Here is a 26,388-nt window from a genome sequence, read left to right as displayed (position 1 = left end):
CTTACACTTATAGGTAAAATGTCGGTTAATTAATGTAGAACAATTTGCTTGTGCGCAATGGTGTTGATCTGCGCACGAATCATTTCGCTGATCGGGTCTTCCGGACACTGTTCAACGAAGTAGCTTAAATCAGTCAGCGCAACGTGTTCACACTCAAGCTGCGCGTAGATCAACCCGCGGTCACGGATTTCGTAAGGATCTTCCGGGTTAAATTGCAACAATGCTTCGCTAACGCGCAGCGCCAGCTCCATTTGCCGTTCCTCCATCAGCGAGGATTTCAGCGTATCCAGTAGCTTACGAATCACTTCGGCGTTATCCGCCTCGTCCAAATCTTCGTTAAACAACTCGGCGACCGGACTAATATTGCCTTTTAACCAGACTTCCAGAGTATGTTCATCAAGCGTTTCACCGTTGAATGGGTTAATCAGCCACATTTCCCCTTCCAGCGATTCAATACGCAAAATCAACTGCGTTGGGAAGATAACGGGCACCAACGGCAAATCAAGACGGTTTGCTATCCATAATAAAATAGCGCCCAACGATACCGCGCTACCCTGGCGTTTTTTCAGGACTTTATCGAGCCATAAAGCATCAGAAAGACGGTAGACGCCGCGGGAGTCCGTGAACCCCCACTCGCCGTAAAAAAGTGCCAGCAATTTTTCCAGTTGCTCATCCTGAGACAGGAGCTGGCTAATTTCTTCCTGCGCCAGACTGACCAGACGTTCCAGTTCGTCGTAGACAAACTGCGTGGGAAAATCCAGGCGAATCATCTCTGATGCCAGGATCATGCCATCACACAGCGGCGCATTGTTAAATTCGAAATCAGCTAACGACCTCATGACTTACCCCAGTAACGGTATTTTTGTGGTGGCGAGTTTAATGATGATGTACAGCACCACCAGCGCCAGCGGGAAAGCGATAAAACGCGCCTGCTGGCTGCGCGCCTGACGATAATCAAGCGCAATAAAACCCAAAACGATGTAGATGATAACGCCAAACAGTTTTTCAGTCAGCCATGAGCCCGACTCCGTGAATGGCAGGATGTGCGTTTTAACGATTAACCCAATACCGCTAAGCAGTAACAGGGTATCTATGACGGGAGGCACGATTCGTGTCCAGCGCGCGGCGGCCAACGCATGGCCGCAATAGCGCCACCAGTAACGAGCGACAAACAAACTGACGGAGAGCGCAACACAGATAAGATGAAGCGTGAGCAACATTGCAATTGTCATGGCGTAAAACGTCCGCAGGTCACGCGTTCATTACCACCATAATCACGACACGTTTCTACATCCGAGTAACCAGACCGCCTGAAAACCGCTCTTACCGCTTCGCCTTGCTGCCAACCGTGTTCCAACAGCAGGAAGCCGCCGGGCGTTAACATCTGGCGGGCGTTATCGATAATATGCGTAAGATCCGCCATACCGTTTTCGTCCGCCACCAACGCCGAGCGCGGTTCAAAGCGTACATCGCCTTCGCCAAGGTGCGGGTCCTGCGCATCAATGTAGGGCGGATTGCTGACAATCATGTCGAACTGCTGCCCCGATAGCGCGCTGAACCAACAACTTTGCAGTATACGCACATTCCGGATAGCCAAATGTTCCGCGTTGCGTATCGCCAGCGCAACCGCATCAGGCATACGATCGACCGCAGTCACCTCGCAATCCGGTCGCTCGCAGGCCAGCGCCAGCGCAATCGCGCCGGTTCCGGTGCCTAAATCCAGAATACGACAGGTTTTGACCGGCAATCGCGCCAACGCCTGTTCAACCAGACATTCGGTATCCGGGCGCGGGATTAGCGTGGCGGGTGAAACGAAGAGCGGCAGCGACCAAAATTCGCGTAAGCCCGTCAGGTACGCAATAGGTTCGCCCAGTTTACGCCGCTGCAGCAGGTCCGCGAGCTGTTGTTGCTGGACGTCGGTAAGCGGCGTTTCGCCAAAGGCCATGATATACGTCCGCCCCTTGCCCGTAACGTACTCAAGCAGGATCTCGGCGTCGCGCCGGGGGCTGTCGCTGTCCCGGAGCTGGTTTACCGCCTCATGCAGCCAGTGCTGAAAATCCATTATTCCTGCTCGGATAAGGCGGCCAGCAGGTCAGCCTGGTGTTCCTGAACAATCGGCTCAATCAGCATATCCAGCTTACCTTCCATCGTTTCATCAAGGCGATATAACGTCAGATTAATACGATGATCGGTCACGCGCCCCTGCGGGAAATTATAGGTCCGGTTACGATCGCTGCGATCGCCGCTGCCAAGCAGATTGCGTCGCGTTGACGCCTCGGCCTGCTGGCGTTTTGCCGTTTCGGCGGCGTGAATGCGCGCCCCGAGCACCGAGAGCGCTTTCGCTTTGTTTTTATGCTGCGAACGCTCGTCCTGGCATTCCACCACGATGCCGGTCGGCAAGTGGGTAATACGGATAGCGGAGTCGGTGGTGTTAACGTGCTGACCGCCCGCGCCGGAAGAACGAAACGTATCAATGCGCAGATCCGCCGGGTTAATATCCGGCAGCTCGGCTTCCGGCAGCTCCGGCATCACGGCGACGGTACAGGCGGAGGTATGGATACGCCCCTGCGACTCGGTCGCCGGAACACGCTGTACGCGGTGTCCGCCGGACTCAAATTTCAGCCGGCCATACACGCCGTCGCCGCTGATTTTGGCAATGATCTCTTTATAACCGCCATGCTCGCCTTCGCTCATGCTCATGATCTCCACGCGCCAGCGGCGCGCTTCGGCATAACGGCTGTACATGCGGAACAGATCGCCGGCAAACAGCGCGGCTTCGTCGCCGCCGGTACCGGCGCGAACCTCAAGGAACGCGTTTCGTTCATCGTCCGGATCTTTCGGCAGCAGCAGTACCTGTAACTGTTGCTCCAGTTGTTCGCTTTTTTCTTTCGCTTCGCGCAGTTCTTCCTGCGCCATTTCTCGCATTTCAGGATCGTCGAGCATCATCTGAGCCGTCTCGATATCGTCCTGAACCTGTTGCCAGTCCGTAAAACAGCGAGAAACGTCGCTTAATTGCGCATATTCGCGCGACAATGCGCGAAAGCGGTCCTGGTCGGCGATAATTCCCGCATCGCCCAGCAACGCCTGAACTTCCTCATGGCGTTCGTGCAGGGCTTCCAGTTTGGCAACGATAGAAGGCTTCATAGGCGTAAATTCACCCTGTAAAAAAGTGTGGTGTGTGCTGCTACTCCAGCCCGAGGCTGTCGCGCAGAATATTCAGGCGTTCGTCATCCCCGTCACGGGCAGCCTGTTGAAGTGATTTCGTTGGCGCATGAATCAGGCGGTTGGTCAGTTTCCATGCCAGATCCTGCAAGATGGCTTGCGCATCGCCGCCCTGTTGAAGGGCCGACAGCGCTTTGGTGGTCAGTTCGTCACGAATCTGCTCCGACTGACTACGGTATTCCCGAATGGTCTCGCTGGCCCCCTGGGCGCGTAGCCAGGCCATAAACTCGCTGGCTTCCTGCTCAACAATCGTTTCCGCTTCTACCGCCGCAGCCTGACGCTGCGCCAGATTATGCGAAATGATGCTCTGTAAATCATCGACGCTATAAAGATAAGCGTTCGCCAGTTTGCCGACTTCCGGCTCAACGTCGCGCGGTACGGCGATATCCACCAGCAGCATCGGCTGGTTGCGACGGCTTTTTAATGCGCGCTCCACCATGCCTTTACCGATAATCGGCAGCGGGCTGGCGGTCGAACTGATGATAATATCGGCATCCTGCAAGCGGGCGTCGATATCGCTGAGCGAGATAACCTCAGCGCCTACTTCATCCGCCAAGGCTTGCGCGCGCTCGCGCGTTCGGTTGGCGATAATCATCTTTTGTACTTTATGCTCGCGCAGGTGACGCGCCACCAGTTCAATGGTTTCGCCCGCGCCAACTAACAGTACGGTGACCGTCGACAGCGATTCAAAGATTTGGCGGGCGAGCGTACAGGCGGCAAACGCGACGGAGACGGCGCTGGCGCCGATATCGGTTTCAGTCCGCACTCGCTTAGCGACGGAAAAAGACTTCTGAAACATTCGCTCCAGCGCGCTGGCGTTAAGGTGGCCTTTTTGCGAATCCGCAAACGCTTTTTTCACCTGACCGAGGATTTGCGGTTCGCCCAGCACCAGTGAATCCAGACCGCTGGCGACGCGCATCAGGTGGCTGACGGCGTCATTATCCTGATGCCAGTACAGACTGTTGCGCAGATCGTCCTCGTTCAGGTTATGGTAATCGCATAACCAGCGGATCAGCGCTTCTTGCAGGTTATCCTGCTCTTCCACGCTCAGATACAGCTCTGTACGGTTACAGGTTGACAGCACGACCCCGCCCTGCACCATTGGCTGCGCAAGCAGGCTGTCCAGCGCCTGATCAAGCGTGTCCGGCGAAAACGTTACGCGTTCTCGCAGCGATACAGGTGCCGTTTTATGGTTAATACCGAGCGCTAAAAGGGTCATGTCTGCGGGAGTAGTACCAGCGTTGATATGGTTAGTCTGCTTGCATCATACAGGATGCGCGTGGTCAATAAAAGAGAGAGCCCCCTTTTGGAGTAATTGGCAGCGCTCACTAATTTGATGATTTAAGACAACTTGAAAGTAGACGATGTCACCAGGCGGCGCTAGCATTAAAGGCTATAACTGTAACCGATAGCAAAAATTTGCCGAATCGCGGCGCGAACGTTTTTACAGCCTGCAGGTTCAGTTTTCAGGCCTGATAAGCGTAACGCCATCAGGCAATTATTGCACCGTATCACAAGGATTCGTCATCACTATGACCCTGCCCGATTTTCGCCTGATTCGTCTACTGCCGTTAGCAAGCCTGGTTCTCACCGCCTGTACGCTTCCTGGGCATAAAGGCCCGGGCAAGAGCCCGGATTCCCCTCAGTGGCGCCAGCATCAGCAAGAGGTGCGTCATCTGAATCAATACCAGACGCGCGGCGCCTTTGCTTACATCTCAGATGATCAGAAAGTCTATGCGCGCTTCTTCTGGCAACAGACCGGACAGGATCGCTATCGCCTGCTGCTCACCAATCCGCTGGGCAGCACCGAGCTGGAGCTTAACGCCCAGCCGGGCAACGTCCAGTTGGTGGATAACAAAGGCCAGCGTTATACCGCCGATGACGCCGAAGAGATGATCGGCAAACTCACCGGGATGCCGATTCCGTTAAACAGCCTGCGGCAGTGGATCCTCGGTCTGCCTGGCGATGCCACCGACTACAAACTGGACGACCAGTACCGCCTGAGCGAAGTGAACTACCGCCAGGATGGTAAAAACTGGAAAGTGGTTTACGGTGGCTATGACAGCAAAACGCAGCCTGCCATGCCTGCCAATATGGAGCTTTCAGACGGCAGTCAGCGCATTAAGCTGAAAATGGATAACTGGATTGTGAAATGATGACCCATTGGCCTTCTCCGGCAAAATTAAATCTGTTTTTATATATCACCGGACAGCGTGCAGACGGCTACCACACGCTGCAGACGCTGTTTCAGTTTCTGGATTATGGCGACACACTCCACATCGAACCGCGTCACGATGGCGAAATCCATTTATTAACGCCGGTTACCGGCGTTGAAAATGAAGACAATCTGATCGTCCGCGCCGCGCGGCTGTTGATGAAAGTCGCCTCGGAGAGTGGACGCCTGCCCGCCGGAAGCGGCGCGGATATCAGCATTGAGAAGCGCCTTCCCATGGGCGGCGGTCTGGGTGGCGGCTCGTCTAACGCCGCGACCGTTCTGGTGGCGCTCAATCATCTTTGGCAATGCGGGCTTTCCATTGATGAACTGGCGACGCTCGGCCTGACGCTCGGCGCCGACGTCCCGGTCTTTGTTCGTGGCCACGCCGCGTTTGCCGAAGGCGTAGGCGAAATATTAACGCCGGTGAATCCGCCGGAAAAATGGTATCTGGTCGCGCACCCTGGCGTAAGCATTCCGACGCCGGTTATCTTTAAAGATCCTCAATTGCCGCGTAATACGCCAAAAAGGTCAATAGATACGTTACTAAAATGTGAATTCAGCAATGATTGCGAGGTTATCGCAAGAAAACGTTTTCGCGAGGTTGATGCGGCGCTTTCCTGGCTGTTAGAATACGCGCCGTCGCGCCTGACTGGGACAGGGGCCTGTGTCTTTGCTGAATTCGATACAGAGTCTTGTGCTCGCCAGGTGCTTGAGCAAGCCCCGGAATGGCTCAATGCTTTTGTGGCGAAGGGTGTCAACCTCTCCCCATTGCATCGAGAGTTACTCTAACGCATTCGGGTTTCAGGAAGATGGCGAAATGACGAATCGCCGGTCATATATGCCGTATTTGACCGGTGTGAGGCATCGATACCAGCGCACATGAAACGTGAATGAAGACGAGTAAGCCGGGCAAGCTGAGCTTCGGTGACAACGTCACCTTGTTCCAGACGTTGCATCGCGCTCTTTAATACACCGCCTGGATAGGATTTTGCCTGGCCCGCACAGTTTTCGGCAGATTCTTTCCACCAATGGACGCATGCCTGAGGTTCTTCTCGTGCCTGATATGAAGCTTTTTGCTGGTAACGCCACCCCGGAACTAGCACAACGTATTGCCAACCGCCTGTACACTTCTCTCGGCGACGCCGCCGTAGGTCGCTTTAGCGACGGCGAAGTCAGCGTACAAATCAACGAAAATGTACGCGGTGGTGATATTTTCATCATCCAGTCCACTTGTGCCCCAACCAACGACAACCTGATGGAATTGGTCGTTATGGTTGATGCCCTGCGTCGTGCTTCCGCAGGTCGTATCACCGCCGTTATCCCCTACTTTGGCTATGCACGTCAGGACCGTCGCGTACGTTCCGCCCGTGTGCCGATTACCGCAAAAGTTGTCGCTGACTTCCTGTCCAGCGTCGGCGTTGACCGCGTTCTCACCGTAGATCTGCATGCTGAACAGATCCAGGGCTTCTTTGACGTTCCGGTTGATAACGTGTTCGGTAGCCCAATCCTGCTCGAAGATATGCTGCAACTGAATCTGGATAACCCGATCGTGGTTTCCCCGGATATTGGCGGCGTGGTTCGTGCCCGCGCTATCGCTAAGCTGCTGAACGATACCGATATGGCTATCATTGATAAACGTCGTCCGCGCGCGAACGTTTCTCAGGTGATGCACATCATCGGCGACGTCGCTGGCCGTGACTGCGTGCTGGTTGATGATATGATCGATACCGGCGGTACTCTGTGCAAAGCAGCAGAAGCATTGAAAGAACGTGGCGCTAAACGCGTGTTTGCCTACGCGACGCACCCGATCTTCTCAGGCAATGCGGCAAACAACCTGCGCAACTCCGTCATTGATGAAGTCGTTGTCTGCGACACCATTCCGCTGACCGACGAAATCAAAGCGCTGCCGAACGTGCGTACCTTGACCCTGTCAGGTATGCTGGCCGAAGCGATTCGCCGTATCAGCAACGAAGAATCGATTTCCGCCATGTTCGAGCATTGATCGAACCCGGATCTGAAACCCGCTGCGGCGGGTTTTTTTGTCTGTAACACCCTTTTGTATGACTTATGCCTCCTTCACCTGCCATTTAGTTGACAGATGATGCGCTCATGGATGAAACATTATTGTGAACAAATTATTTTCCTCACATGTGATGCCTTTCCGCGCTCTCATCGATGCTTGCTGGAAAGAAAAATATACCGCCTCCCGGTTCACCCGCGATGTGATAGCCGGGATCACCGTCGGGATTATTGCTATCCCGCTGGCGATGGCGCTGGCAATTGGCAGTGGCGTTGCGCCGCAGTATGGCCTCTATACCTCCGCTGTCGCCGGGATCGTGATCGCGCTAACCGGCGGCTCGCGCTTTAGCGTTTCCGGCCCTACCGCCGCGTTTGTGGTGATTTTGTATCCGGTATCGCAACAGTTTGGTCTGGCGGGCCTACTGGTCGCCACGCTGATGTCGGGCTTCTTCCTGATCCTTTTCGGCCTGGCGAGACTGGGGCGATTGATTGAATATATCCCGGTGTCGGTCACGTTGGGTTTTACCTCAGGGATTGGTATTACCATCGGTACCATGCAGATTAAAGATTTTCTTGGTCTGCAGATGGCCCATGTGCCAGAGCACTATTTGCAGAAAGTCGGCGCGCTGTTTATGGCGTTGCCCACCGTCAATATTGGCGATGCCGCCATTGGCGTGGTAACGCTGGGAACGTTGATTTTCTGGCCGCGTCTCGGTATTCGTCTGCCGGGACACCTTCCCGCGCTGCTGGCTGGTTGCGCCGTGATGGGGATCGTTAATCTGCTGGGCGGCAATGTGGCGACTATCGGCTCACAGTTCCATTACGTTCTGGCTGACGGCACTCAGGGCAACGGCATCCCGCAGCTCCTGCCGCAACTGATGCTGCCGTGGAGTCTTCCTGGCTCCGATTTCACGCTAAGTTGGGATTCACTGCGCGCGCTGCTGCCAGCGGCCTTCTCGATGGCAATGCTGGGGGCAATCGAATCATTGCTCTGCGCCGTCGTGCTGGACGGCATGACCGGCACCAAACATAAAGCTAACAGCGAACTTATCGGCCAGGGGCTGGGGAATATGGTCGCGCCGTTCTTTGGCGGCATCACCGCCACCGCCGCGATTGCCCGCTCTGCCGCCAACGTCCGCGCTGGCGCGACCTCTCCCGTCTCAGCGGTAATTCACGCTATCCTGGTTATTCTGGCGCTACTGGTCTTAGCCCCGCTACTCTCCTGGCTGCCGCTTTCCGCGATGGCGGCGCTACTGCTGATGGTGGCATGGAATATGAGTGAAGCCCATAAAGTGGTGGATCTGTTACGCCATGCGCCGAAAGACGACATCATCGTTATGCTGCTGTGCATGTCATTAACGGTTCTGTTTGATATGGTCATCGCCATCAGCGTGGGGATTGTCCTTGCTTCCCTGCTGTTTATGCGCCGTATTGCGCGAATGACTCGACTTGCGCCGGTCAATGTTGATGTGCCTGAAGATGTGCTGGTGCTGCGTGTTATCGGTCCGCTCTTTTTCGCCGCGGCGGAAGGGCTGTTTACCGACCTTGAGTCACGTATTAAGGGCAAACGTATCGTCGTTCTGAAATGGGACGCAGTACCAGTGCTGGATGCAGGCGGGCTTGATGCTTTTCAGCGTTTTGTGAAGCGTCTGCCGGAGGGTTGCGAATTGCGTATCAGTAATCTGGAGTTCCAACCGCTGCGCACAATGGCGCGTGCCGGTATCAAACCTATTCCTGGGCGTCTGACCTTCTTCCCGAACAGGACGGAGGCGTTAGCGGATTTACTCAGTTAATGGACAATGCCCGGTGGCGATAACGCTTACCGGGCCTGAACCGGTTAGCTATGACGACGATTGTCGTTACGGCGGCAACGTTTGTCATAGTGACGTACCCACCAATATTTGTCGCTCACCTGCTCATGCCCCCCTACACGAGCCCCTGCCAGCCAAAGAACTGCCCCGACAAAAATGCTCAGTATTGCGCCATGCGCAAAAAATTGCGGCAAATTAAACTGCGGCAGTTGGTTTAAAATAGAGTAACCCACGCCGACAACCATCACGACCAGCCCCAACCCCATCAGCACGTTACCGAATAACGAAGCGTTTTTGCGTTTCATATGTCACCTCCGGAACTTTTGGGTTGTTTTTAGGAAATCCCCCTAAACTTTATGTGTAAAGTATAGACAACACTTCCATTTGTAAGTGCGGGTGCGATCACAAATGTAAAGTTTCATTTAACAAAACTTTACAAATAACACTCTGAACAGTTGACATTTTTAATAATCAATGCTGGCAATTATTTAATTTACTTCAGAGTGTCGCTGTGTTTTGTCAAGCGGGCAGACAGACAGTAAACTACGCGCCAGTTATGGATCTACTCAGGACAAAAAACGTGGCAATTAAATTGATTGTTGGTCTGGCGAATCCCGGCGCGGAATATGCCGCGACGCGACACAATGCAGGCGCATGGTACGTCGATTTACTGGCGGAGCGCCTGCGCGCGCCGTTGCGTGAAGAGCCTAAATTCTTTGGTTATACCTCACGCATCACGCTGGAAGGGGAAGATGTTCGCCTGCTGGTACCCACCACGTTCATGAACCTCAGTGGTAAAGCAGTTGGCGCAATGGCCAGTTTTTACCGTATTCAGCCGGACGAAATTCTGGTCGCTCACGACGAGCTGGATCTCCCTCCGGGCGTGGCGAAATTTAAACTTGGCGGCGGCCACGGCGGCCACAATGGCCTGAAAGACATCATCAGCAAGCTGGGCAATAATCCCAACTTTCACCGCTTACGCGTTGGAATTGGTCATCCAGGCGATAAAAATAAAGTTGTTGGTTTCGTGCTGGGTAAACCCCCTGTTTCTGAACAAAAATTAATTGATGAGGCCATTGACGAAGCGGCACGCTGTACGGAATTGTGGTTCAAAGAGGGTCTGGCCAAAGCAACAAGCCGTTTGCATACCTTTAAGGCGCAATAACCAGTGATGTGCGGCATTTTTGCCGCACGCCGTGTATAATAGGCGAAGTTATTTCCATTTCTGCAATCTGTTTTCTATAACAGGTTGATTATTAAGATATTAAGGTGAGTTAAATCATGGGATTCAAATGCGGTATCGTCGGTCTGCCCAACGTCGGGAAATCCACCCTGTTCAACGCGCTGACAAAAGCCGGTATTGAAGCGGCAAACTTTCCGTTCTGCACTATCGAACCGAATACCGGTGTCGTTCCGATGCCCGATCCGCGTCTGGACCAGTTGGCTGAGATTGTTAAACCGCAACGCATTCTACCAACCACGATGGAGTTCGTGGATATCGCCGGTCTGGTAAAAGGCGCATCCAAAGGCGAAGGGTTGGGTAACCAGTTCCTGACCAATATCCGTGAAACCGAAGCTATCGGTCACGTGGTTCGCTGCTTTGAGAACGACAATATCATCCACGTGGCGGGTAAAGTAAATCCGGCAGAAGATATTGATGTTATCAATACCGAACTGGCGCTGGCTGACCTCGATACCTGCGAGCGCGCTATCCATCGCGTACAGAAGAAAGCCAAAGGCGGCGATAAAGACGCCAAAGCGGAACTGGCCGCACTGGAAAAATGCCTGCCGCACCTGGCCGAAGCGGGGATGCTGCGTTCGCTGGACCTGACGGACGAAGATAAAGCGGCTATCCGTTATTTAAGCTTCCTGACGCTGAAGCCGACGATGTATATCGCTAACGTCAATGAAGACGGTTTTGAAAATAACCCGTATCTGGACCAGGTTCGCGAAATCGCCGCCAAAGAAGGTTCGGTCGTGGTTCCGGTGTGTGCCGCCGTCGAAGCTGATATTGCTGAGCTGGATGATGACGAGCGCGACGAATTTATGGCTGAACTGGGTCTGGAAGAGCCGGGGCTGAACCGCGTTATTCGCGCGGGTTATCGCCTGCTGAACCTCCAGACCTACTTCACCGCCGGGGTGAAAGAAGTTCGCGCATGGACCATTCCAGTTGGCGCAACCGCGCCGCAAGCAGCAGGTAAAATCCATACCGACTTCGAAAAAGGCTTTATCCGCGCCCAAACTATCGCCTTTGACGACTTTATTACCTATAAAGGTGAACAAGGCGCGAAAGAAGCCGGTAAGATGCGAGCGGAAGGCAAAGATTACATCGTTAAAGATGGCGATATAATGAACTTCCTGTTCAACGTCTAAATAACATTTGTTGTCTCATGAGGTTTTGCTGAATCTCATGACAATGGTAAAACCCTATAAAATCCACGCAATGGCGTGGATTTTTCATTTCACAATGTCTCAACTCATCTCGTAACAACGCTGTCAAAAATGAGTACAACATTCTTCCATCTTCATTTTAAGTAAGTACAAGAACGGTATAATAAATAAACAAGGCCCCGTTATGCTCACCGATACGCACTGCCAGGGCCATAGTGTGAATGTTGTTTCGTCTAAGGTTTAGACTCTATACCAACTAAAAGCTTTTTAGAAAGGTATAGATACCGTATAGCCTGTTTGGGTTAACTCATATCACAGTATCGTACATAGCCTCAGATCTTGTTCAGGCGCTCCCCCTACACTCACCACCGAGGATCTTAGGCCAACTGCATGAACTACAAAATTATAATCATTTTGCAATTCTGAAACTAAATATAATTTGCGATTGCACTGCCATTAATTTAATACGCATAATGAATGAATAAAAAATCATTAAAATCGTAGACTGTAATACTCCAGAATCGCGTGAAGGAATTCATATTAAAATATTGAGATGATTTTTTAACAAAGAATCAACTCTGTTTGCTCTGTGACTATAGAGAAATACCGAAATTTTTATTTTAGATCAAATCCAACCGGCTGGACGCACCATCATCAAATTTATATTGACATTCATTAATAATAGTAGAATAGTGACCATAGAAATTTCGGTAGATATACAGGATGATGCCGTGGATAGTTTTATTTCTAATTTAATCATTTTCTTATTTATTGCCTTTTTGATAACGTTTTTTATATTCACACAAAGAATAAAAGCTAAAGCAATAAATAAAATTGACAATAGTTTGACGCTTTACAGCATTATCTTTAACAAGGGCGTTCAGGACCATGTCACATCTCCTCAGAATATCATATCACATTTAAAAATCGATCGTTTTTACCCGTTGGTCACTTACCTCCCTGCAATCCCACTCTTTTGTCTTGTTTTATATTGTCTGGAAGGCTTGTCATTAGCAATATTAACAATTTCTATCATTGCATTACTTTCATTTGCTGCATTGAGTCTTACAATGTCACTTGATATATATGAAAATGCTATTGTTCATAATACGTTGCTAAGGAAAAGAGTCTTTTTATTTAGCCAACTTGACTCTATTGATGAAAAAATAGACTATGACGGTGTTCCAAACACAAAAGAAGAAGCGCTAATGTATCCAAGATATTATGCCATAGTAAAAAATGGGCGAGTCATCTTTTGCATACCGAAAACACTTAGCAATTACTCCAGCTTCAAAAAAAATTTCAATGAATCGTCTATTTTTATAAAAGAAATAATAGGCAACGAATATTAACCAGATAATTAACCCATTATTTATCAGGAAGGTATAAAATGTTTCAGAATTCAGGCGAAGTGATTATGTACTTCGGTTGTTTTTTATTTTCCTTACCATTCATCCTTGTTTTAATCAGAAAAGTGCTTTTTTTTGTGGGGCTACAATATAATTTCCTTCATAGCCACAAAGCAGGTGTCTCTTTTGGATTGCTACTTATATATGGACTTATCATCGCATACATAGGACAGTCGTATAAAGACAGGATCTGCAATGATGTGATGCTTTCTTATTATGAACAAGGTATAAATTATTCTGAGCTAACGCCATCGCAGAGGATAAATATATTATATGCGAGTATTCATATGCCTATAGATTTCAAAAAAGGTAACGACGTCTCTAAATACTTACCTGCGTTAGAAAAATACACATACCAATCAAAAATATATAAATATAAATCAATAGAAAAGGCCAAAGAAGAGACAAATCAATTTATGAAAATATTCACACAATAATTATACATACTGCATACCAAGCCACAAGTGCGGTAAACACATCGACCTTTGGTGTACATTAACACTAAGAGCCTATCCCACCAGGCGTTATTGGCGCAGCCAGTTTGGACACGGACAGCGCGCAAAAACCGGAGCGTACACGTAGTACGTGAGGTTTGACTCGCTACGCTCGCCCTTCGGGCCGCCGCTAGCGGCGTTCAAAACGCTAACGCGTTTTGGCGAGCACTGCCCAGGTCCAAAATGGCAAGTAAAATAGCCCTAATGGGATAGGCTCTAAGCGTCAATCCCTCTTACACAGTTATAGCAGCACACCAGGTACAATGCATTGATACTTAAAGACTGGTGTAGAAATTCACAATTGGAAACATCGAAGATTCAGAGTTTTCGTCAGAGATCGGGCCAGGCGGTGAGCGAGGAGAATTTATATGGTCGGTGGACTACATTATCGTCAGAGCACACCACGAAGAACGTAAAACTGACAACAGGCCAGGTTTATTGACTTTACGCCCGTCAAGATCCGGGGGATGCGTGACTGCATCGTGATCACGCAACATACCCGCAAACTCTTAAGCCTGGCTCTGATATTAGGCCAGGGTCACTCGCTGAAAACCTCATCCTGGAACAAGCTCAACCGTCCTTCCCCGCCACGGCCCTTTCGCCGAAAAACCGATAATGGGTATAAATATACCGCTATAAGCCATACCCACACACTTCACATTGTTTCTTATCGTTAATCCGATACGCTTTTTTCACATTATTTCTGGCGGTATACGCCGGTGCAAAGTGAATCGGGCTCGTTTCCGCGCTCGCGCGTAACACAATGATTTACCTTGCTGGCGGAACGTCAACGGACCCGCAAAAGCGCCTTATGCCCCTGGCGGAGCGTGGTGCAAAAAGGAGAAAAAATACGCGTTATGAATAACGAGGAGACCTTTTATCAAGCCATGCGTCGTAAGGGAGTGACCCGACGCAGCTTTCTCAAATTCTGTAGCCTTGCCGCCACATCGCTGGGACTGGGCGCCGGAATGACGCCAAAGATCGCCTGGGCGCTGGAGAATAAACCGCGGATTCCGGTGGTCTGGATTCATGGACTGGAATGCACCTGCTGTACCGAATCCTTTATCCGTTCCTCGCACCCGCTAGCCAAAGATGTGATCCTCTCGCTGATTTCCCTCGATTATGACGACACCCTGATGGCCGCCGCCGGCGCACAGGCCGAAGAAGTCTTTGACGATATTACCACTCGCTACGCCGGGAAATACATTCTGGCGGTGGAAGGCAATCCGCCGCTAGGAGAGCAAGGAATGTTCTGTATCAGCGGCGGCCGCCCGTTTATTGAAAAACTGAAGAAAGCCGCCGCGGGCGCCAGCGCTATTATTGCCTGGGGAAACTGCGCTTCCTGGGGTTGCGTCCAGGCCGCCCGCCCCAATCCAACCCAGGCAACGCCTATCGATAAAGTGATCACCGACAAGCCGATCGTGAAAGTCCCTGGATGTCCGCCAATCCCGGATGTCATGAGCGCCATTATCACCTATATGGTGACGTTTGATCGTCTGCCGGAACTCGATCGCATGGGCCGTCCACTGATGTTCTACGGTCAGCGTATCCACGATAAATGCTACCGCCGCGCCCATTTTGACGCCGGTGAATTTGTCGAGAGCTGGGATGATGACGCCGCCCGCAAGGGATACTGCCTGTACAAGATGGGCTGTAAAGGGCCAACCACCTATAACGCCTGCTCCTCCACACGCTGGAATGACGGCGTCTCCTTTCCTATCCAGTCCGGTCACGGATGTCTGGGATGCTCAGAAAATGGTTTCTGGGATCGCGGCTCGTTTTATAGCCGCGTGGTGGATATTCCCCAGATGGGTACCCATTCAACCGCCGATACGGTGGGGCTGACCGCGCTGGGCGTGGTCGCGGCGGGCGTTGGCGGTCACGCTATCGCCAGCGCGCTCAACCAACGTAAACGCCACAAACAACAGTTAGCGCAAGCCGAACAACAGCCGGACAATGAGGATAAACAGGCATGAGTAACCAGTATCAAACCCAGGGTTATACCGTTAACGACGCCGGCCGTCGTCTGATCGTGGACCCGATTACCCGCATCGAAGGGCATATGCGCTGCGAAGTGAACATTGATGAGCAAAACGTCATTACCAATGCCGTTTCCTGCGGCACAATGTTCCGCGGGCTGGAGATCATTCTGCAAGGCCGTGACCCGCGTGACGCCTGGGCGTTTGTTGAACGTATTTGTGGTGTATGTACCGGGGTACATGCTCTGGCATCGGTGTACGCTATCGAAGATGCGATTGGTATCCAGGTGCCGGATAACGCCAATATTATACGTAACATCATGCTGGCTACGTTGTGGTGTCACGATCATCTGGTCCATTTTTATCAGTTAGCCGGTATGGACTGGATTGATGTTCTGAATGCGCTGAAAGCCGATCCGCGCGCCACCTCGCAGTTGGCGCAAAGCCTTTCCGCCTGGCCGATGTCATCGCCGGGCTACTTCTTTGACGTACAAAATCGATTAAAGAAATTTGTCGATGGCGGCCAGCTTGGGATATTCCGTAACGGCTATTGGGGACATCCACAGTACAAACTGTCGCCAGAGGCTAATCTGATGGGGTTTGCCCACTATCTTGAAGCCCTCGACTTCCAGCGCGAGATCGTCAAAATCCATACCATATTTGGCGGTAAGAACCCCCATCCTAACTGGATCGTCGGCGGAATGCCGTGCGCGATCAATCTCGATCAAAGCGGCGCGGTTGGGGCTATCAATATGGAGCGCCTCAACCTGGTGCAGTCGATCATCACCCGCACCGCCGACTTCATTAACAACGTGATGGTTCCGGACGCGCTGGCTATCGGCCAGTTCAATAAAGCATGGAGTCAAATTGGCACCGGTCTGTCGGATAAATGCGTGCTGAGCTACGGCGCATTTCCGGACATTGCCAACGACTTCAGCCAGCAAAGCCTGTTAATGCCGGGCGGCGCGGTGGTCAATGGCGATTTTAAAAATGTCATGCCGGTAGATTTGGCCGATCCGCAGCAGATACAGGAGTTTGTGGATCACGCCTGGTACCGCTATCCGGACGATCGGCTGGGTCGTCATCCTTTTGACGGCATTACCGATCCCTGGTACAACCCGGGTGATGTCAAAGGCAGCGATACGCATATCCAGCAGCTCAACGAGCAGGAACGTTACTCCTGGATTAAAGCGCCGCGCTGGCGGGGTCATGCCATGGAAGTCGGCCCACTTGCCCGAACGCTTATCGCGTACCACAAAGGGGATGCCGCCACCATAGAGTCGGTAGATCGCATGATGTCCGCCCTTAAACTGCCGCTCTCCGGTATCCAGTCTACGCTTGGCCGTATTTTATGCCGCGCGCACGAAGCGCAATGGGCCGTCGGTAAGCTGCAGTATTTTTTCGACAGGCTTATGACCAACCTGAAAAACGGCGACCTGGCCACCGCCAATACCGAGAAATGGGAACCGGCCAGTTGGCCGCAGCACTGCCGCGGCATCGGTTTTACCGAAGCGCCTCGCGGAGCGTTGGGACACTGGGCGTCAATACGCGATCAGAAGATTGAACTCTATCAGTGCGTGGTCCCCACCACCTGGAACGCCAGCCCGCGCGATCCTAAAAAACAGATCGGCGCCTATGAAGCGGCATTGATGGGAACACAAATGGCGATTCCCGACCAACCGTTAGAAATCCTGAGGACGCTGCACAGCTTCGACCCCTGCCTCGCCTGTTCAACCCACGTGCTCGGCGACGACGGCAGCGAACTGATTGCCGTCCAGGTACGCTAAGCGTTAAGGAAAAGAACGATGACTGGAAAGCTATCTCCACGCGTCGGGGAGGCGCGTGATACTGCCGTCAGCCACTATGTGTTTGAAGCGCCGGTACGCCTGTGGCACTGGCTAACGGTGGCCTGCATGTTGGTACTGATGGTAACAGGCTACTTCATTGGCCGACCGCTGCCGTCGGTGAGTGGCGAGGCGACCTATCTGTTTTATATGGGCTATATCCGGCTGATCCACTTTGCCGCCGCGATGATCTTTACTGTGTTACTGCTGGGGCGGATTTATTGGGCCTGTGTCGGCAACCGCTATTCGCGAGAGCTGTTTATCGTCCCGGTCTGGCGTCGCAGTTGGTGGCAAGGCGCTTTCTCCGTGGTCCGCTGGTATCTGTTTCTGGAGAAAAAACCGGGGAGCGACATCGGACATAACCCTGTCGCACAGGCCGCGATGTTCGGCTATTTCCTGTTATCGGTATTTATGATCCTCACCGGTTTCGCTCTGTTTGGCGAGCATAGCCAGTACGCGATCTTTGCGCCGTTCCGCTATGTGGTTGAATTTTTCTACTGGACCGGCGGCAACTCCATCGATATTCACAGCTGGCACCGACTGGGCATGTGGCTGATCGCCGCCTTCATCGTCGGGCACGTTTACCTCGCTATCCGGGAAGACATTATGTCCGACGATACGGTGATCTCCACCATGATCAATGGCTATCGCAGCCATAAATTCCCCAAACCGCACGACAAGGAGCCCTCATGAATGCGCAACGCATAGTGGTGATGGGGTTAGGAAACCTGCTGTGGGCCGATGAAGGATTCGGTATCCGGGTCGCGGAGCGTTTGTATGCCCGATATCACTGGCCTGAAGAGGTAGAAATTGTGGACGGCGGTACGCAAGGGCTAAACCTGTTAGGTTATGTTGAGCAAGCCAGCCATCTCCTGCTCCTTGACGCGATCGATTACGGCCTGGCGCCGGGCAGCCTGCGAACCTATGCCGGCGAGAAAATCCCCGCGTATCTCAGCGCCAAAAAAATGAGCCTGCATCAAAACAGTTTTTCCGAAGTTCTGGCGCTGGCCGACATCCGCGGGCATCTGCCCTGTCACATTGCGCTGGTCGGCCTGCAACCGGCGCTACTGGACGACTACGGCGGTAGCCTGAGCGAAATAGCTCGCAGCCAGCTACCGGCGGCGGAACAGGCCGCCCTGGAGCAACTGGCCGCCTGGGGGATCGTACCGCAGGCAAACGAGGTCGCACGCTGCCTGAACTATAAATGCCTGTCGATGGAAAATTATGAGGGAGTGCGCATACGTCAGTATCAGACACGTCTGGAGGGCAAAAGAAGTGGCGAATGACACCCCGTTCTCTGCGCTATGGCAACGCCTGTTAACCCGGGGATGGCAACCGGTAGAGGCTTCCACGGTAGACGACTGGATCAAACTGGTTGGAGATGGCGTCATCCTGTTAAGTAGCGATCCGCGGCGTACGCCGGAAGTCAGCGATAACCCGGTGATGATTGCCGAACTCCTGCGTGAGTTCCCGCAGTTTGACTGGCAGGTGGCGGTGGCCGACCTTGAACAAAGCGAAGCTATCGGCGATCGCTTTAATGTTCGTCGGTTTCCGGCGACGTTGGTTTTTACAGACGGCGAGTTACGCGGCGCGCTCAGCGGCATTCATCCCTGGGCTGAACTGCTCACGCTGATGCGTTCGATGGTTGACACTCCCGCAGCGCAGGAGACAGCACAATGAGCAACGCCTTTTTTCATCTGCTGGGGCCAGGTACGCAGCCTGATGACGCCAGTTTCTCGATGAATCCCTTACCGCTCACCTGTCAGGTCAATGGCGACCCAAGTATGGCGGCGCTGGAGCACTGCGCTCACAGCCCGGCGGTGATGGCATTGTTGACCGATCTGCGAGGTCAGCTTGCCCGGCGCATTCCGGAAGTCGGCGACGTGCTGGGATGGGAGTTATCTCCCCTGAATGCCGATGATCTCTCATTCCTCAATACGCTATTGGGCGAAGGAGAAGTCTCGGTACGCATTCAGCATCCGGACGGGAGTGAAAGCGAGATCCAGGAGACCATCTTCTGCGGCCTGTGGCGGGTACGCCATCTGCATAACCGACGTCTGCTGACGGATCGTCTGGAAGCGGGTAGCGCGCCCCTGACATTGTGGCAAGCGGCGACTGCCGATACGCTGCCTGACGACTCTCTGCTGCCTCCGCCTGTCGCTGGCCTGATGAATGGACTGCCGCTGGCCCATGAGTTATTGGCGCACGTACGCGATCCGGCGTTGCAACCTCACAGCATCAATTTGACCCAACTGCCGCTCAGCGAGGCCGATCGTCTTTTTCTGGCGCGTTTATGCGGACACGGGAACATCCAGATTCGCATCTCCGGGTATGGCGAAAGCCAAATCAACGCTACAGCATTGCGCCATCTCTGGCATGTGCGCTGTCTGGACGCCCTTAAAGGGCCGTTGCTCGATAGCTATGAGATTTGTCCTTTGCCGGAGCTGGTACTGGCGGCCCCGGAAGATCTGGCCGATTCGCGCCAGCGCCTGGATGAAGTCTGCCGATGGCTGGAGACGCGCTAACGCTCTCAACAGGAACGTAACCGGTATCCGGTACTGATTAGCTTTTTACTCTCTTTCTGCCTACAGGAGTTAGCATGTGGGATGTCATTGACTTATCGCGCTGGCAGTTTGCGCTGACCGCGCTGTATCACTTTTTATTTGTTCCTCTTACGCTTGGACTGATTTTTTTGCTGGCCGTCATGGAGACGATCTATGTGGTGACGGGGAAAACCGCCTACCGCGATATGACGCGTTTCTGGGGCAAGCTCTTCGGGATCAATTTTGCTCTCGGTGTGGCTACCGGCCTGACCATGGAGTTTCAGTTCGGGACTAACTGGTCGCTCTATTCAAACTATGTGGGCGATATTTTCGGCGCGCCGCTGGCGATGGAAGCGTTACTGGCCTTCTTTCTCGAATCCACTTTTGTCGGCCTGTTCTTTTTCGGCTGGCAGCGGCTGAATAAATACCAACACCTGCTGGTCACCTGGCTGGTGGCCTTCGGCTCCAATATTTCAGCATTATGGATTCTGAATGCCAATGGCTGGATGCAGCATCCTACCGGCGCTCATTTCAACATCGATACATTACGGATGGAAATGAGCAGCTTCAGCGATCTGGTCTTTAACCCGGTGAGCCAGGTGAAATTCGTCCATACCGTCATGTCCGGTTATGTCACCGGCGCCATGTTTATTATGTCCATCAGCGCCTGGTATCTGCTACGTGGCCGCGAGCGTGAAGTGGCCTTGCGCTCGTTTGCTATCGGCTCAGTATTCGGCACCCTGGCCATTCTGGGAACCCTGCAACTGGGGGACAGTTCGGCCTACGAGGTCGCCCAAATTCAGCCGGTGAAACTGGCGGCGATGGAAGGCGAATGGCAAACCGAACCCGCGCCCGCGCCGTTTCATCTGATTGCCTGGCCGCAGCAGGAACAGGAGCGTAATGCGTTTGCCGTGAAGATCCCCGCTCTGCTGGGTATTCTGGCCACCCATTCGCTGGATACGCCGGTTCCGGGGTTAAAAAACCTGATGGACGACACTCTGCCGCGCCTGAAGCGTGGCCGGGAGGCCTGGCTACTCATGCAGGAGATAGCGCAAGGCAATCGCTCGCCGCAGGTACTGAATGCGTTTCACGCCGTTGAGGGCGATCTGGGGTACGGCATTCTGCTGGCGAAATATGCCCCGGATATGAACCATGTGACGCCGGAGCAGTATCGTGCGGCCCAGCGTGGCGCTATTCCTCAGGTGGCGCCGGTGTTCTGGAGTTTCCGTATTATGGTCGGCTGCGGTTCGCTGCTGTTAGTGGTGATGTTGATTGCGTTGATACAGACGCTGCGAATGCGTATCGACCAGCACCGCTGGGTATTGCGTATGACGCTCTGGAGCCTGCCGTTACCGTGGATTGCCATTGAAGCCGGTTGGTTTATGACGGAGTTTGGCCGTCAGCCCTGGGCGATTCAGGACATTCTGCCGACCTGGTACGCTCACTCCGCGCTGACGCCGGGCCAGTTGGCCTTCTCAATGGGACTTATCCTCGGACTTTACACCCTGTTTTTAATCGCGGAAGTCTATCTGATGCAGAAGTACGCGCGTCTTGGGCCAAGCGCCATGCAGCATCAACAACAGGCGCAACAACAGGGATAAAGGAGACAATCATGTTGGATTATGAAACGTTGCGGTTCATTTGGTGGCTGCTGATCGGCGTCATCCTGGTAGCATTTATGGTAACTGACGGGTTCGATATGGGTGTCGGTTGCCTGCTCCCGCTGATAGCGCGCAACGATGACGAACGCCGGGTGTTGATCAATAGCGTCGGCGCCCACTGGGAAGGAAACCAGGTATGGTTGATTCTCGCGGGCGGGGCATTATTCGCCGCCTGGCCACGGGTCTATGCCGCCGCGTTTTCCGGTTTTTATGTGGCGATGATCCTGGTGCTGTGTGCCCTCTTCTTTCGCCCGCTGGCCTTTGATTATCGGGGAAAAATCGCCAATGCCCGCTGGCGCGCGCTGTGGGATACCGGTCTGGTTATCGGCAGCCTGGTTCCCCCAGTCGTATTCGGTATCGCGTTCGGCAACCTGTTTTTAGGCGTGCCGTTTGCCTTCACGCCGCAGCTTCATGTTGACTATTTTGGCACCTTCTGGCAGTTACTCTCGCCCTTTGCCCTACTGTGTGGATTATTGAGTCTGTCGTTGGTGATTATGCAAGGAGGCGTCTGGTTACAGTTGAAAACGGAGGGCGTTATTCGTCAACGGGCTCTGTCGGCCACCCGCCACAGCGCGCTGCTGATCGTGATCTGCTTCCTGCTGGCCGGTTACTGGCTGTGGGCCGGCGTTGATGGCTTTGTCTTACTCACGCAAGATGCCAACGGCCCTTCCAATCCGCTCTTAAAAGGCGTGGCGATACTCCCTGGCGCATGGATGAACCACTTTATACGCTCGCCGCTACTGCTCATCATCCCGTTGCTCGGTATGATCCTGCCGATTCTGGCTTTCTATGCCTGCCTTCGCGGTCAGACTATTCGTGGATTTCTGTTCGCTTCCCTGACCCAGGCCTGCGTCATCTTTACCGCCGGCATAACGCTATTTCCTTTTGTGATGCCGTCGAGTGTTAGTCCTCTCTCCAGCCTGACGGTGTGGGACAGCACCTCCAGCCAGATGACGCTCGAAATCATGCTGGTGATTGTGCTGATTTTTCTGCCGATCGTACTGCTCTATACGCTGTGGAGCTATTACAAAATGTTGGGGCGTATCAACCTGGAGACCCTCCGCCGCAACGATCATGAACTTTATTAGGGAGCGAGAGCGATGTGGTATTTACTGTGGTTTGTCGGCATTCTGCTGATGTGCTCACTGTCGACGCTGGCGCTGGTGTGGCTTGAGTCGCGTCAACAATAAAGAGGTAAACCGGGGTCAGCGCCGTCTGACTCCGGTTATTTTTATCTTTTTACGCGCCTGGCGAAGACGTTTCCCCACCGACAGGACGACATAACATTGATACATGTCGTTATCATAATTTTTACTTTTAGAGGTGCGTCATAATTATGACAAATAGCCGCCTTGCACATATCACGCATATTTAAGCAATTAATCGCATAATTAGCGACATATCACCTCTTATAGCGGATAGTTAACCACTTCCCATCCAAAATCATAACGAAAATCCAACTGCCTGCCATTTTTGATCTGAGTTAATTGTTTAAAAAAGTGTTAAATTTATCGCTACATGGTGTGATCTACTATGTACCACGGTCAATTAAAGAACATATTACTTTTATCACTAAGGTTTATCATGGATAAGTTATCTTACGCTTCAGATAGCAGCACATCTGCCTGGAATACCTACCTGCAACAAATCGAGCGTGTGGCCCCTTATCTGGGCGAGTTATCCCCCTGGGTGGATACTCTGCGCCACCCAAAACGCGCTCTGATCGTCGATATTCCGGTACAAATGGATGATGGCACTATTCGTCATTTCGAAGGATATCGCGTGCAGCACAACCTCTCCCGAGGTCCGGGTAAAGGCGGTGTTCGCTACCATCCTGACGTTGATCTCAATGAAGTGATGGCCCTGTCAGCATGGATGACCATCAAATGTGCCGCGCTGAATCTGCCATACGGCGGCGCCAAAGGCGGCATCCGCGTCGATCCGTTCTCGCTGTCGGAAGGTGAACTGGAGCGTTTGACCCGCCGCTATACCAGCGAGATCGGCATTATCATCGGGCCGCAGAAAGATATTCCTGCGCCGGATGTCGGCACCAACGGTAAAGTGATGGCCTGGATGATGGATACGTATTCCATGAATCATGGCACGACGGTCACTGGCGTCGTCACCGGTAAGCCTATCCATCTTGGCGGTTCGCTGGGCCGTGAAAAAGCGACGGGGCGCGGCGTTTTCGTCAGCGGGCTGGAAGCCGCACGTCGGGCGAATATTGCTGTTGAAGGCGCTCGCGTTGCGGTTCAGGGTTTTGGTAACGTCGGCAGCGAAGCCGCGCGTCTGTTTGCAGGCGCTGGCGCCCGTGTCGTGGCGATTCAGGATCATACCGCGACCCTGTTTAACGCCACCGGTATTGACATGAAGGCGCTCACGGCATGGCAGACAGAACACAAACAGATAGCCGGTTTCCCGGGCGCGGAAACTATCGCCAGCGATGCGTTCTGGCGTCTGGAGATGGATATTCTGATCCCGGCGGCGCTTGAAGGTCAGATAACTCGTCAGCGCGCGGAAGCCCTGACGTGTAAGCTGGTGCTGGAAGGGGCTAACGGCCCGACCTATCCGGATGCTGATGATGTTCTGGCCAGCCGTGGTATCCTTGTGGTGCCTGACGTGGTCTGTAACGCAGGCGGCGTAACCGTCAGCTACTTCGAATGGGTACAAGATATGGCCAGCTTCTTCTGGAGCGAAGAAGAGATCAACGCGCGCATGGACAAAATCATGACCGACGCGATTGTCCATGTCTGGGAGAAAGCGGCTGAGAAATCCTGTTCTCTGCGCACCGCAGCCTATATTGTCGCCTGTGAGCGCATTCTGTTGGCCCGTAAAGATCGCGGTATCTATCCGGGTTAAGGCTACAAGTTATTGCGCTAAAATCCACGTCCCGGCGTGGATTTTTTGTCTGTATCCCCCGTTTTCCACGCGCGCGCCGATAAATTCTGTCTCAATAAAATGTCTGTTTGTTCGCAAAATAGCGGTTCAATCACGCGTATCTGGTCATCGTAGACTAAGGTTTTGTCATGGTAAATGCCGTTGGCTTTGGCTCACCGCTAAGGAGATAACTTGATGATACCCCCAGAGATTCGCCGTTCTGTTCTACTGCAGAAAGCCATAAAACTGGCGCTGGCAGGGACGCTGCTGACGTTTGCATCGTTTTCGGCGACTGCCGCAGACCCGTCTTCCGACACTGAAACTCCGCAGCCGCCGGATATTTTGCTTGGCCCGCTCTTTAATGATGTCCAGAATGCAAAACTCTTCCCCGATCAGAAAACCTTTGCTGACGCCATACCTAATAGCGATCCGCTCATGATTCTTGCGGATTATCGTATGCAGCGGAACCAGTCCGGCTTCGATTTACGTCATTTTGTTGATGTTAACTTCACCCTGCCGAAAGCGGGTGAAAAATATGTCCCGCCTGCCGGGCAGTCATTGCGTGAACATATTGATGGCCTGTGGCCGGTGCTGACACGTTCAACTAAAAACGTCGAAAAGTGGGACTCGCTCTTGCCGTTGCCTGAATCCTATGTCGTACCGGGTGGGCGATTCAGAGAGATTTACTACTGGGACAGCTACTTTACGATGCTGGGGCTGGCGGAAAGCGGGCACTGGGATAAGGTGGCGGATATGGTGGCGAACTTTGGTTACGAAATTGACGCTTGGGGGCATATTCCTAACGGCAACCGTACCTACTACCTGAGTCGTTCGCAGCCGCCTTTCTTTGCGTTTATGGTTGAGTTACTGGCGCAACATGAAGGTGACGATGCGCTGAAAGAATACCTGCCGCAACTGCAAAAAGAGTACGCCTACTGGATGGAGGGCGTTGAGACATTGCAGCCAGGGCAACAAAACCAACGCGTCGTCAAACTGGAAGACGGCAGCGTTCTCAACCGCTACTGGGACGATCGGGATACCCCCCGCCCTGAATCCTGGGTTGAAGATATCGCTACCGCCAAAAGCAACCCCAACCGCCCGGCAACGGAGATCTATCGAGACCTCCGCTCTGCCGCCGCCTCCGGCTGGGATTTCAGCTCCCGCTGGATGGATAATCCGCAGCAGCTCAGTACCATCCGTACCACCACGATTGTCCCTGTCGATCTTAACGCTCTGCTGTATCAGCTGGAGAAAACCCTCGCCCGCGCCAGCGCTGCGGCGGGCGATCGGGCCAAAGCCTCGCAATATGATACGCTGGCCAACGCGCGGCAAAAAGCCATTGAAATGCATCTGTGGAATAACAAAGAGGGTTGGTATGCCGACTACGATCTGCAGAACAATAAAATCCGTGACCAACTCACCGCTGCCGCACTGTTCCCGCTCTATGTAAACGCCGCCGCGAAAGATCGCGCCGCGAAAGTGGCGGCGGCGGCCCAGGCGCATCTGCTACAGCCTGGCGGGCTGGCTACCACCTCGGTTAAAAGCGGACAGCAGTGGGATGCGCCAAACGGCTGGGCGCCGTTACAATGGGTCGCTGCCGAAGGATTGCAAAATTATGGGCAGGATGACGTGGCAATGGAAGTCACCTGGCGCTTTTTAACCAATGTGCAGCACACCTACGATCGCGAGAAAAAACTGGTCGAAAAATATGATGTCAGCAGCACCGGAACCGGCGGTGGCGGCGGCGAATATCCACTTCAGGACGGCTTTGGCTGGACCAACGGCGTGACGCTGAAAATGCTCGATCTGATTTGTCCGCAGGAAAAACCGTGTGATAGCGTACCGTCTACTCGTCCGGCATCGTTAAGCGCAACGCCGACAAAAACGCCGTCTGCAGCGACGCAGTAACGCGTGTTTATAGTA

At 53.0% G+C, this 26,388-nt stretch carries 25 protein-coding genes and 1 pseudogene; 20 read left to right on the top strand and 6 right to left on the bottom strand.

Annotated features, from left to right (window positions below; all coding sequences use genetic code 11):
• Nucleotides 1–29: 29 nt before the first annotated feature.
• The 5 genes from sirB1 to hemA are packed head-to-tail and all read right to left on the bottom strand — an operon-like array spanning nucleotide 30 to nucleotide 4,441.
• On the bottom strand, nucleotides 30–839 hold the full coding sequence (gene sirB1, locus ACLJQD_RS06385) for an invasion regulator SirB1 (protein WP_001257065.1): 810 nt from the start codon (nucleotides 837–839) through the stop codon (nucleotides 30–32).
• Nucleotides 840–842: 3 nt separating this feature from the next.
• Nucleotides 843–1,232, bottom strand: coding sequence for an invasion regulator SirB2 (gene sirB2, locus ACLJQD_RS06380; RefSeq protein WP_000150667.1), 390 nt, complete (start codon nucleotides 1,230–1,232; stop codon nucleotides 843–845).
• A complete protein-coding gene (gene prmC / locus ACLJQD_RS06375; RefSeq protein ID WP_017441274.1) occupies nucleotides 1,229–2,062 on the bottom strand; it encodes a peptide chain release factor N(5)-glutamine methyltransferase in 834 nt (277 codons plus the stop codon). The genes sirB2 and prmC overlap by 4 nt, the downstream gene beginning before the upstream one ends.
• Nucleotides 2,062–3,144: a peptide chain release factor 1 gene (prfA, locus tag ACLJQD_RS06370; RefSeq protein WP_000804703.1), complete on the bottom strand. Its 1,083-nt coding sequence runs from the start codon at nucleotides 3,142–3,144 to the stop codon at nucleotides 2,062–2,064. The genes prmC and prfA overlap by 1 nt, the downstream gene beginning before the upstream one ends.
• 40 nt (nucleotides 3,145–3,184) lie before the next feature.
• Complete coding sequence (gene hemA / locus ACLJQD_RS06365) at nucleotides 3,185–4,441, bottom strand: glutamyl-tRNA reductase (protein ID WP_000173208.1); 1,257 nt, start codon at nucleotides 4,439–4,441, stop codon at nucleotides 3,185–3,187.
• Nucleotides 4,442–4,754: 313 nt separating this feature from the next.
• Here hemA and lolB point away from each other — a divergent pair, with 313 nt between their 5' ends.
• From lolB to dauA, 4 genes are all read left to right on the top strand, one after another.
• Entirely contained in the window at nucleotides 4,755–5,378 is a 624-nt protein-coding gene (gene lolB, locus ACLJQD_RS06360; protein ID WP_000174484.1) for a lipoprotein insertase outer membrane protein LolB, read from the top strand.
• Entirely contained in the window at nucleotides 5,375–6,226 is an 852-nt protein-coding gene (gene ispE, locus ACLJQD_RS06355; RefSeq protein ID WP_000988253.1) for a 4-(cytidine 5'-diphospho)-2-C-methyl-D-erythritol kinase, read from the top strand. The genes lolB and ispE overlap by 4 nt, the downstream gene beginning before the upstream one ends.
• Before the next feature lie 265 nt (nucleotides 6,227–6,491).
• Nucleotides 6,492–7,439 (top strand): ribose-phosphate diphosphokinase, encoded by a 948-nt coding sequence (prs, locus tag ACLJQD_RS06350; RefSeq protein WP_001518537.1) that lies wholly within the window; start codon nucleotides 6,492–6,494, stop codon nucleotides 7,437–7,439.
• Between the two features lie 124 nt (nucleotides 7,440–7,563).
• Nucleotides 7,564–9,249 (top strand): C4-dicarboxylic acid transporter DauA, encoded by a 1,686-nt coding sequence (gene dauA, locus ACLJQD_RS06345; RefSeq protein WP_001037188.1) that lies wholly within the window; start codon nucleotides 7,564–7,566, stop codon nucleotides 9,247–9,249.
• 44 nt (nucleotides 9,250–9,293) lie between these two features.
• On the opposite strand, the gene ychH is transcribed toward dauA, so the two are convergent.
• A complete protein-coding gene (gene ychH, locus ACLJQD_RS06340; RefSeq protein WP_000823878.1) occupies nucleotides 9,294–9,572 on the bottom strand; it encodes a stress-induced protein YchH in 279 nt (92 codons plus the stop codon).
• Nucleotides 9,573–9,847: 275 nt separating this feature from the next.
• On the opposite strand from ychH, the gene pth reads away from it, so the two are divergent.
• From pth to ACLJQD_RS06260, 16 genes and pseudogenes are all read left to right on the top strand, one after another.
• Nucleotides 9,848–10,432 carry an aminoacyl-tRNA hydrolase gene (gene pth, locus ACLJQD_RS06335; RefSeq protein WP_000985595.1) on the top strand — a complete coding sequence of 195 codons (585 nt, stop codon included), beginning with the start codon at nucleotides 9,848–9,850 and terminating at the stop codon, nucleotides 10,430–10,432.
• Nucleotides 10,433–10,548: 116 nt separating this feature from the next.
• Nucleotides 10,549–11,640, top strand: a complete 1,092-nt coding sequence (gene ychF / locus ACLJQD_RS06330; RefSeq protein WP_000505850.1) for a redox-regulated ATPase YchF — start codon at nucleotides 10,549–10,551, stop codon at nucleotides 11,638–11,640.
• Nucleotides 11,641–12,389: 749 nt separating this feature from the next.
• Complete coding sequence (locus tag ACLJQD_RS06325) at nucleotides 12,390–13,010, top strand: hypothetical protein (RefSeq protein WP_024149296.1); 621 nt, start codon at nucleotides 12,390–12,392, stop codon at nucleotides 13,008–13,010.
• A 38-nt stretch (nucleotides 13,011–13,048) separates the two neighbouring features.
• Complete coding sequence (locus ACLJQD_RS06320) at nucleotides 13,049–13,504, top strand: hypothetical protein (RefSeq protein ID WP_017441982.1); 456 nt, start codon at nucleotides 13,049–13,051, stop codon at nucleotides 13,502–13,504.
• A 494-nt stretch (nucleotides 13,505–13,998) separates the two neighbouring features.
• A pseudogene (locus ACLJQD_RS06315) lies at nucleotides 13,999–14,070 on the top strand (hypothetical protein); the annotation flags it as partial.
• Between the two features lie 348 nt (nucleotides 14,071–14,418).
• Nucleotides 14,419–15,537: a hydrogenase 1 small subunit gene (gene hyaA, locus ACLJQD_RS06310; RefSeq protein WP_001058311.1), complete on the top strand. Its 1,119-nt coding sequence runs from the start codon at nucleotides 14,419–14,421 to the stop codon at nucleotides 15,535–15,537.
• Nucleotides 15,534–17,327 (top strand): Ni/Fe-hydrogenase large subunit, encoded by a 1,794-nt coding sequence (hyaB, locus tag ACLJQD_RS06305; RefSeq protein WP_000070982.1) that lies wholly within the window; start codon nucleotides 15,534–15,536, stop codon nucleotides 17,325–17,327. Before hyaA ends, hyaB begins: the two co-directional genes overlap by 4 nt.
• An 18-nt stretch (nucleotides 17,328–17,345) precedes the next feature.
• Complete coding sequence (hyaC, locus tag ACLJQD_RS06300) at nucleotides 17,346–18,077, top strand: Ni/Fe-hydrogenase b-type cytochrome subunit (protein ID WP_000147031.1); 732 nt, start codon at nucleotides 17,346–17,348, stop codon at nucleotides 18,075–18,077.
• Nucleotides 18,074–18,670: a hydrogenase 1 maturation protease gene (gene hyaD, locus ACLJQD_RS06295; RefSeq protein ID WP_017441981.1), complete on the top strand. Its 597-nt coding sequence runs from the start codon at nucleotides 18,074–18,076 to the stop codon at nucleotides 18,668–18,670. The genes hyaC and hyaD overlap by 4 nt, the downstream gene beginning before the upstream one ends.
• A complete protein-coding gene (gene hyaE, locus ACLJQD_RS06290) occupies nucleotides 18,660–19,064 on the top strand; it encodes a hydrogenase-1 operon protein HyaE (protein ID WP_001262570.1) in 405 nt (134 codons plus the stop codon). Before hyaD ends, hyaE begins: the two co-directional genes overlap by 11 nt.
• On the top strand, nucleotides 19,061–19,909 hold the full coding sequence (locus ACLJQD_RS06285; protein ID WP_001604952.1) for a hydrogenase expression/formation protein: 849 nt from the start codon (nucleotides 19,061–19,063) through the stop codon (nucleotides 19,907–19,909). Before hyaE ends, ACLJQD_RS06285 begins: the two co-directional genes overlap by 4 nt.
• Nucleotides 19,910–19,983: 74 nt before the next feature.
• Nucleotides 19,984–21,528 (top strand): cytochrome bd-II oxidase subunit 1, encoded by a 1,545-nt coding sequence (appC, locus tag ACLJQD_RS06280; RefSeq protein WP_017441980.1) that lies wholly within the window; start codon nucleotides 19,984–19,986, stop codon nucleotides 21,526–21,528.
• Nucleotides 21,529–21,539: 11 nt separating this feature from the next.
• Nucleotides 21,540–22,676, top strand: a complete 1,137-nt coding sequence (gene appB / locus ACLJQD_RS06275) for a cytochrome d ubiquinol oxidase subunit II (protein WP_000888110.1) — start codon at nucleotides 21,540–21,542, stop codon at nucleotides 22,674–22,676.
• 12 nt (nucleotides 22,677–22,688) lie between these two features.
• A complete protein-coding gene (cbdX, locus tag ACLJQD_RS06270; RefSeq protein ID WP_000270301.1) occupies nucleotides 22,689–22,778 on the top strand; it encodes a cytochrome bd-II oxidase subunit CbdX in 90 nt (29 codons plus the stop codon).
• 394 nt (nucleotides 22,779–23,172) lie between these two features.
• The gene (locus ACLJQD_RS06265; protein WP_001526439.1) at nucleotides 23,173–24,447 is read left to right on the top strand and encodes a Glu/Leu/Phe/Val family dehydrogenase; all 1,275 of its coding nucleotides are present in this window, start codon (nucleotides 23,173–23,175) and stop codon (nucleotides 24,445–24,447) included.
• Between the two features lie 213 nt (nucleotides 24,448–24,660).
• Nucleotides 24,661–26,373 (top strand): alpha,alpha-trehalase, encoded by a 1,713-nt coding sequence (locus ACLJQD_RS06260; RefSeq protein ID WP_017441979.1) that lies wholly within the window; start codon nucleotides 24,661–24,663, stop codon nucleotides 26,371–26,373.
• The last annotated feature ends 15 nt before the right edge of the window (nucleotides 26,374–26,388 follow it).

This window comes from Salmonella sp. SAL04214 (assembly GCF_046550615.1).
GTDB lineage: Bacteria > Pseudomonadota > Gammaproteobacteria > Enterobacterales > Enterobacteriaceae > Salmonella > Salmonella enterica.
The sequence above is the reverse complement of the archived record's forward strand: the minus strand, read 5'-3'. Positions and strand labels throughout refer to the sequence as shown.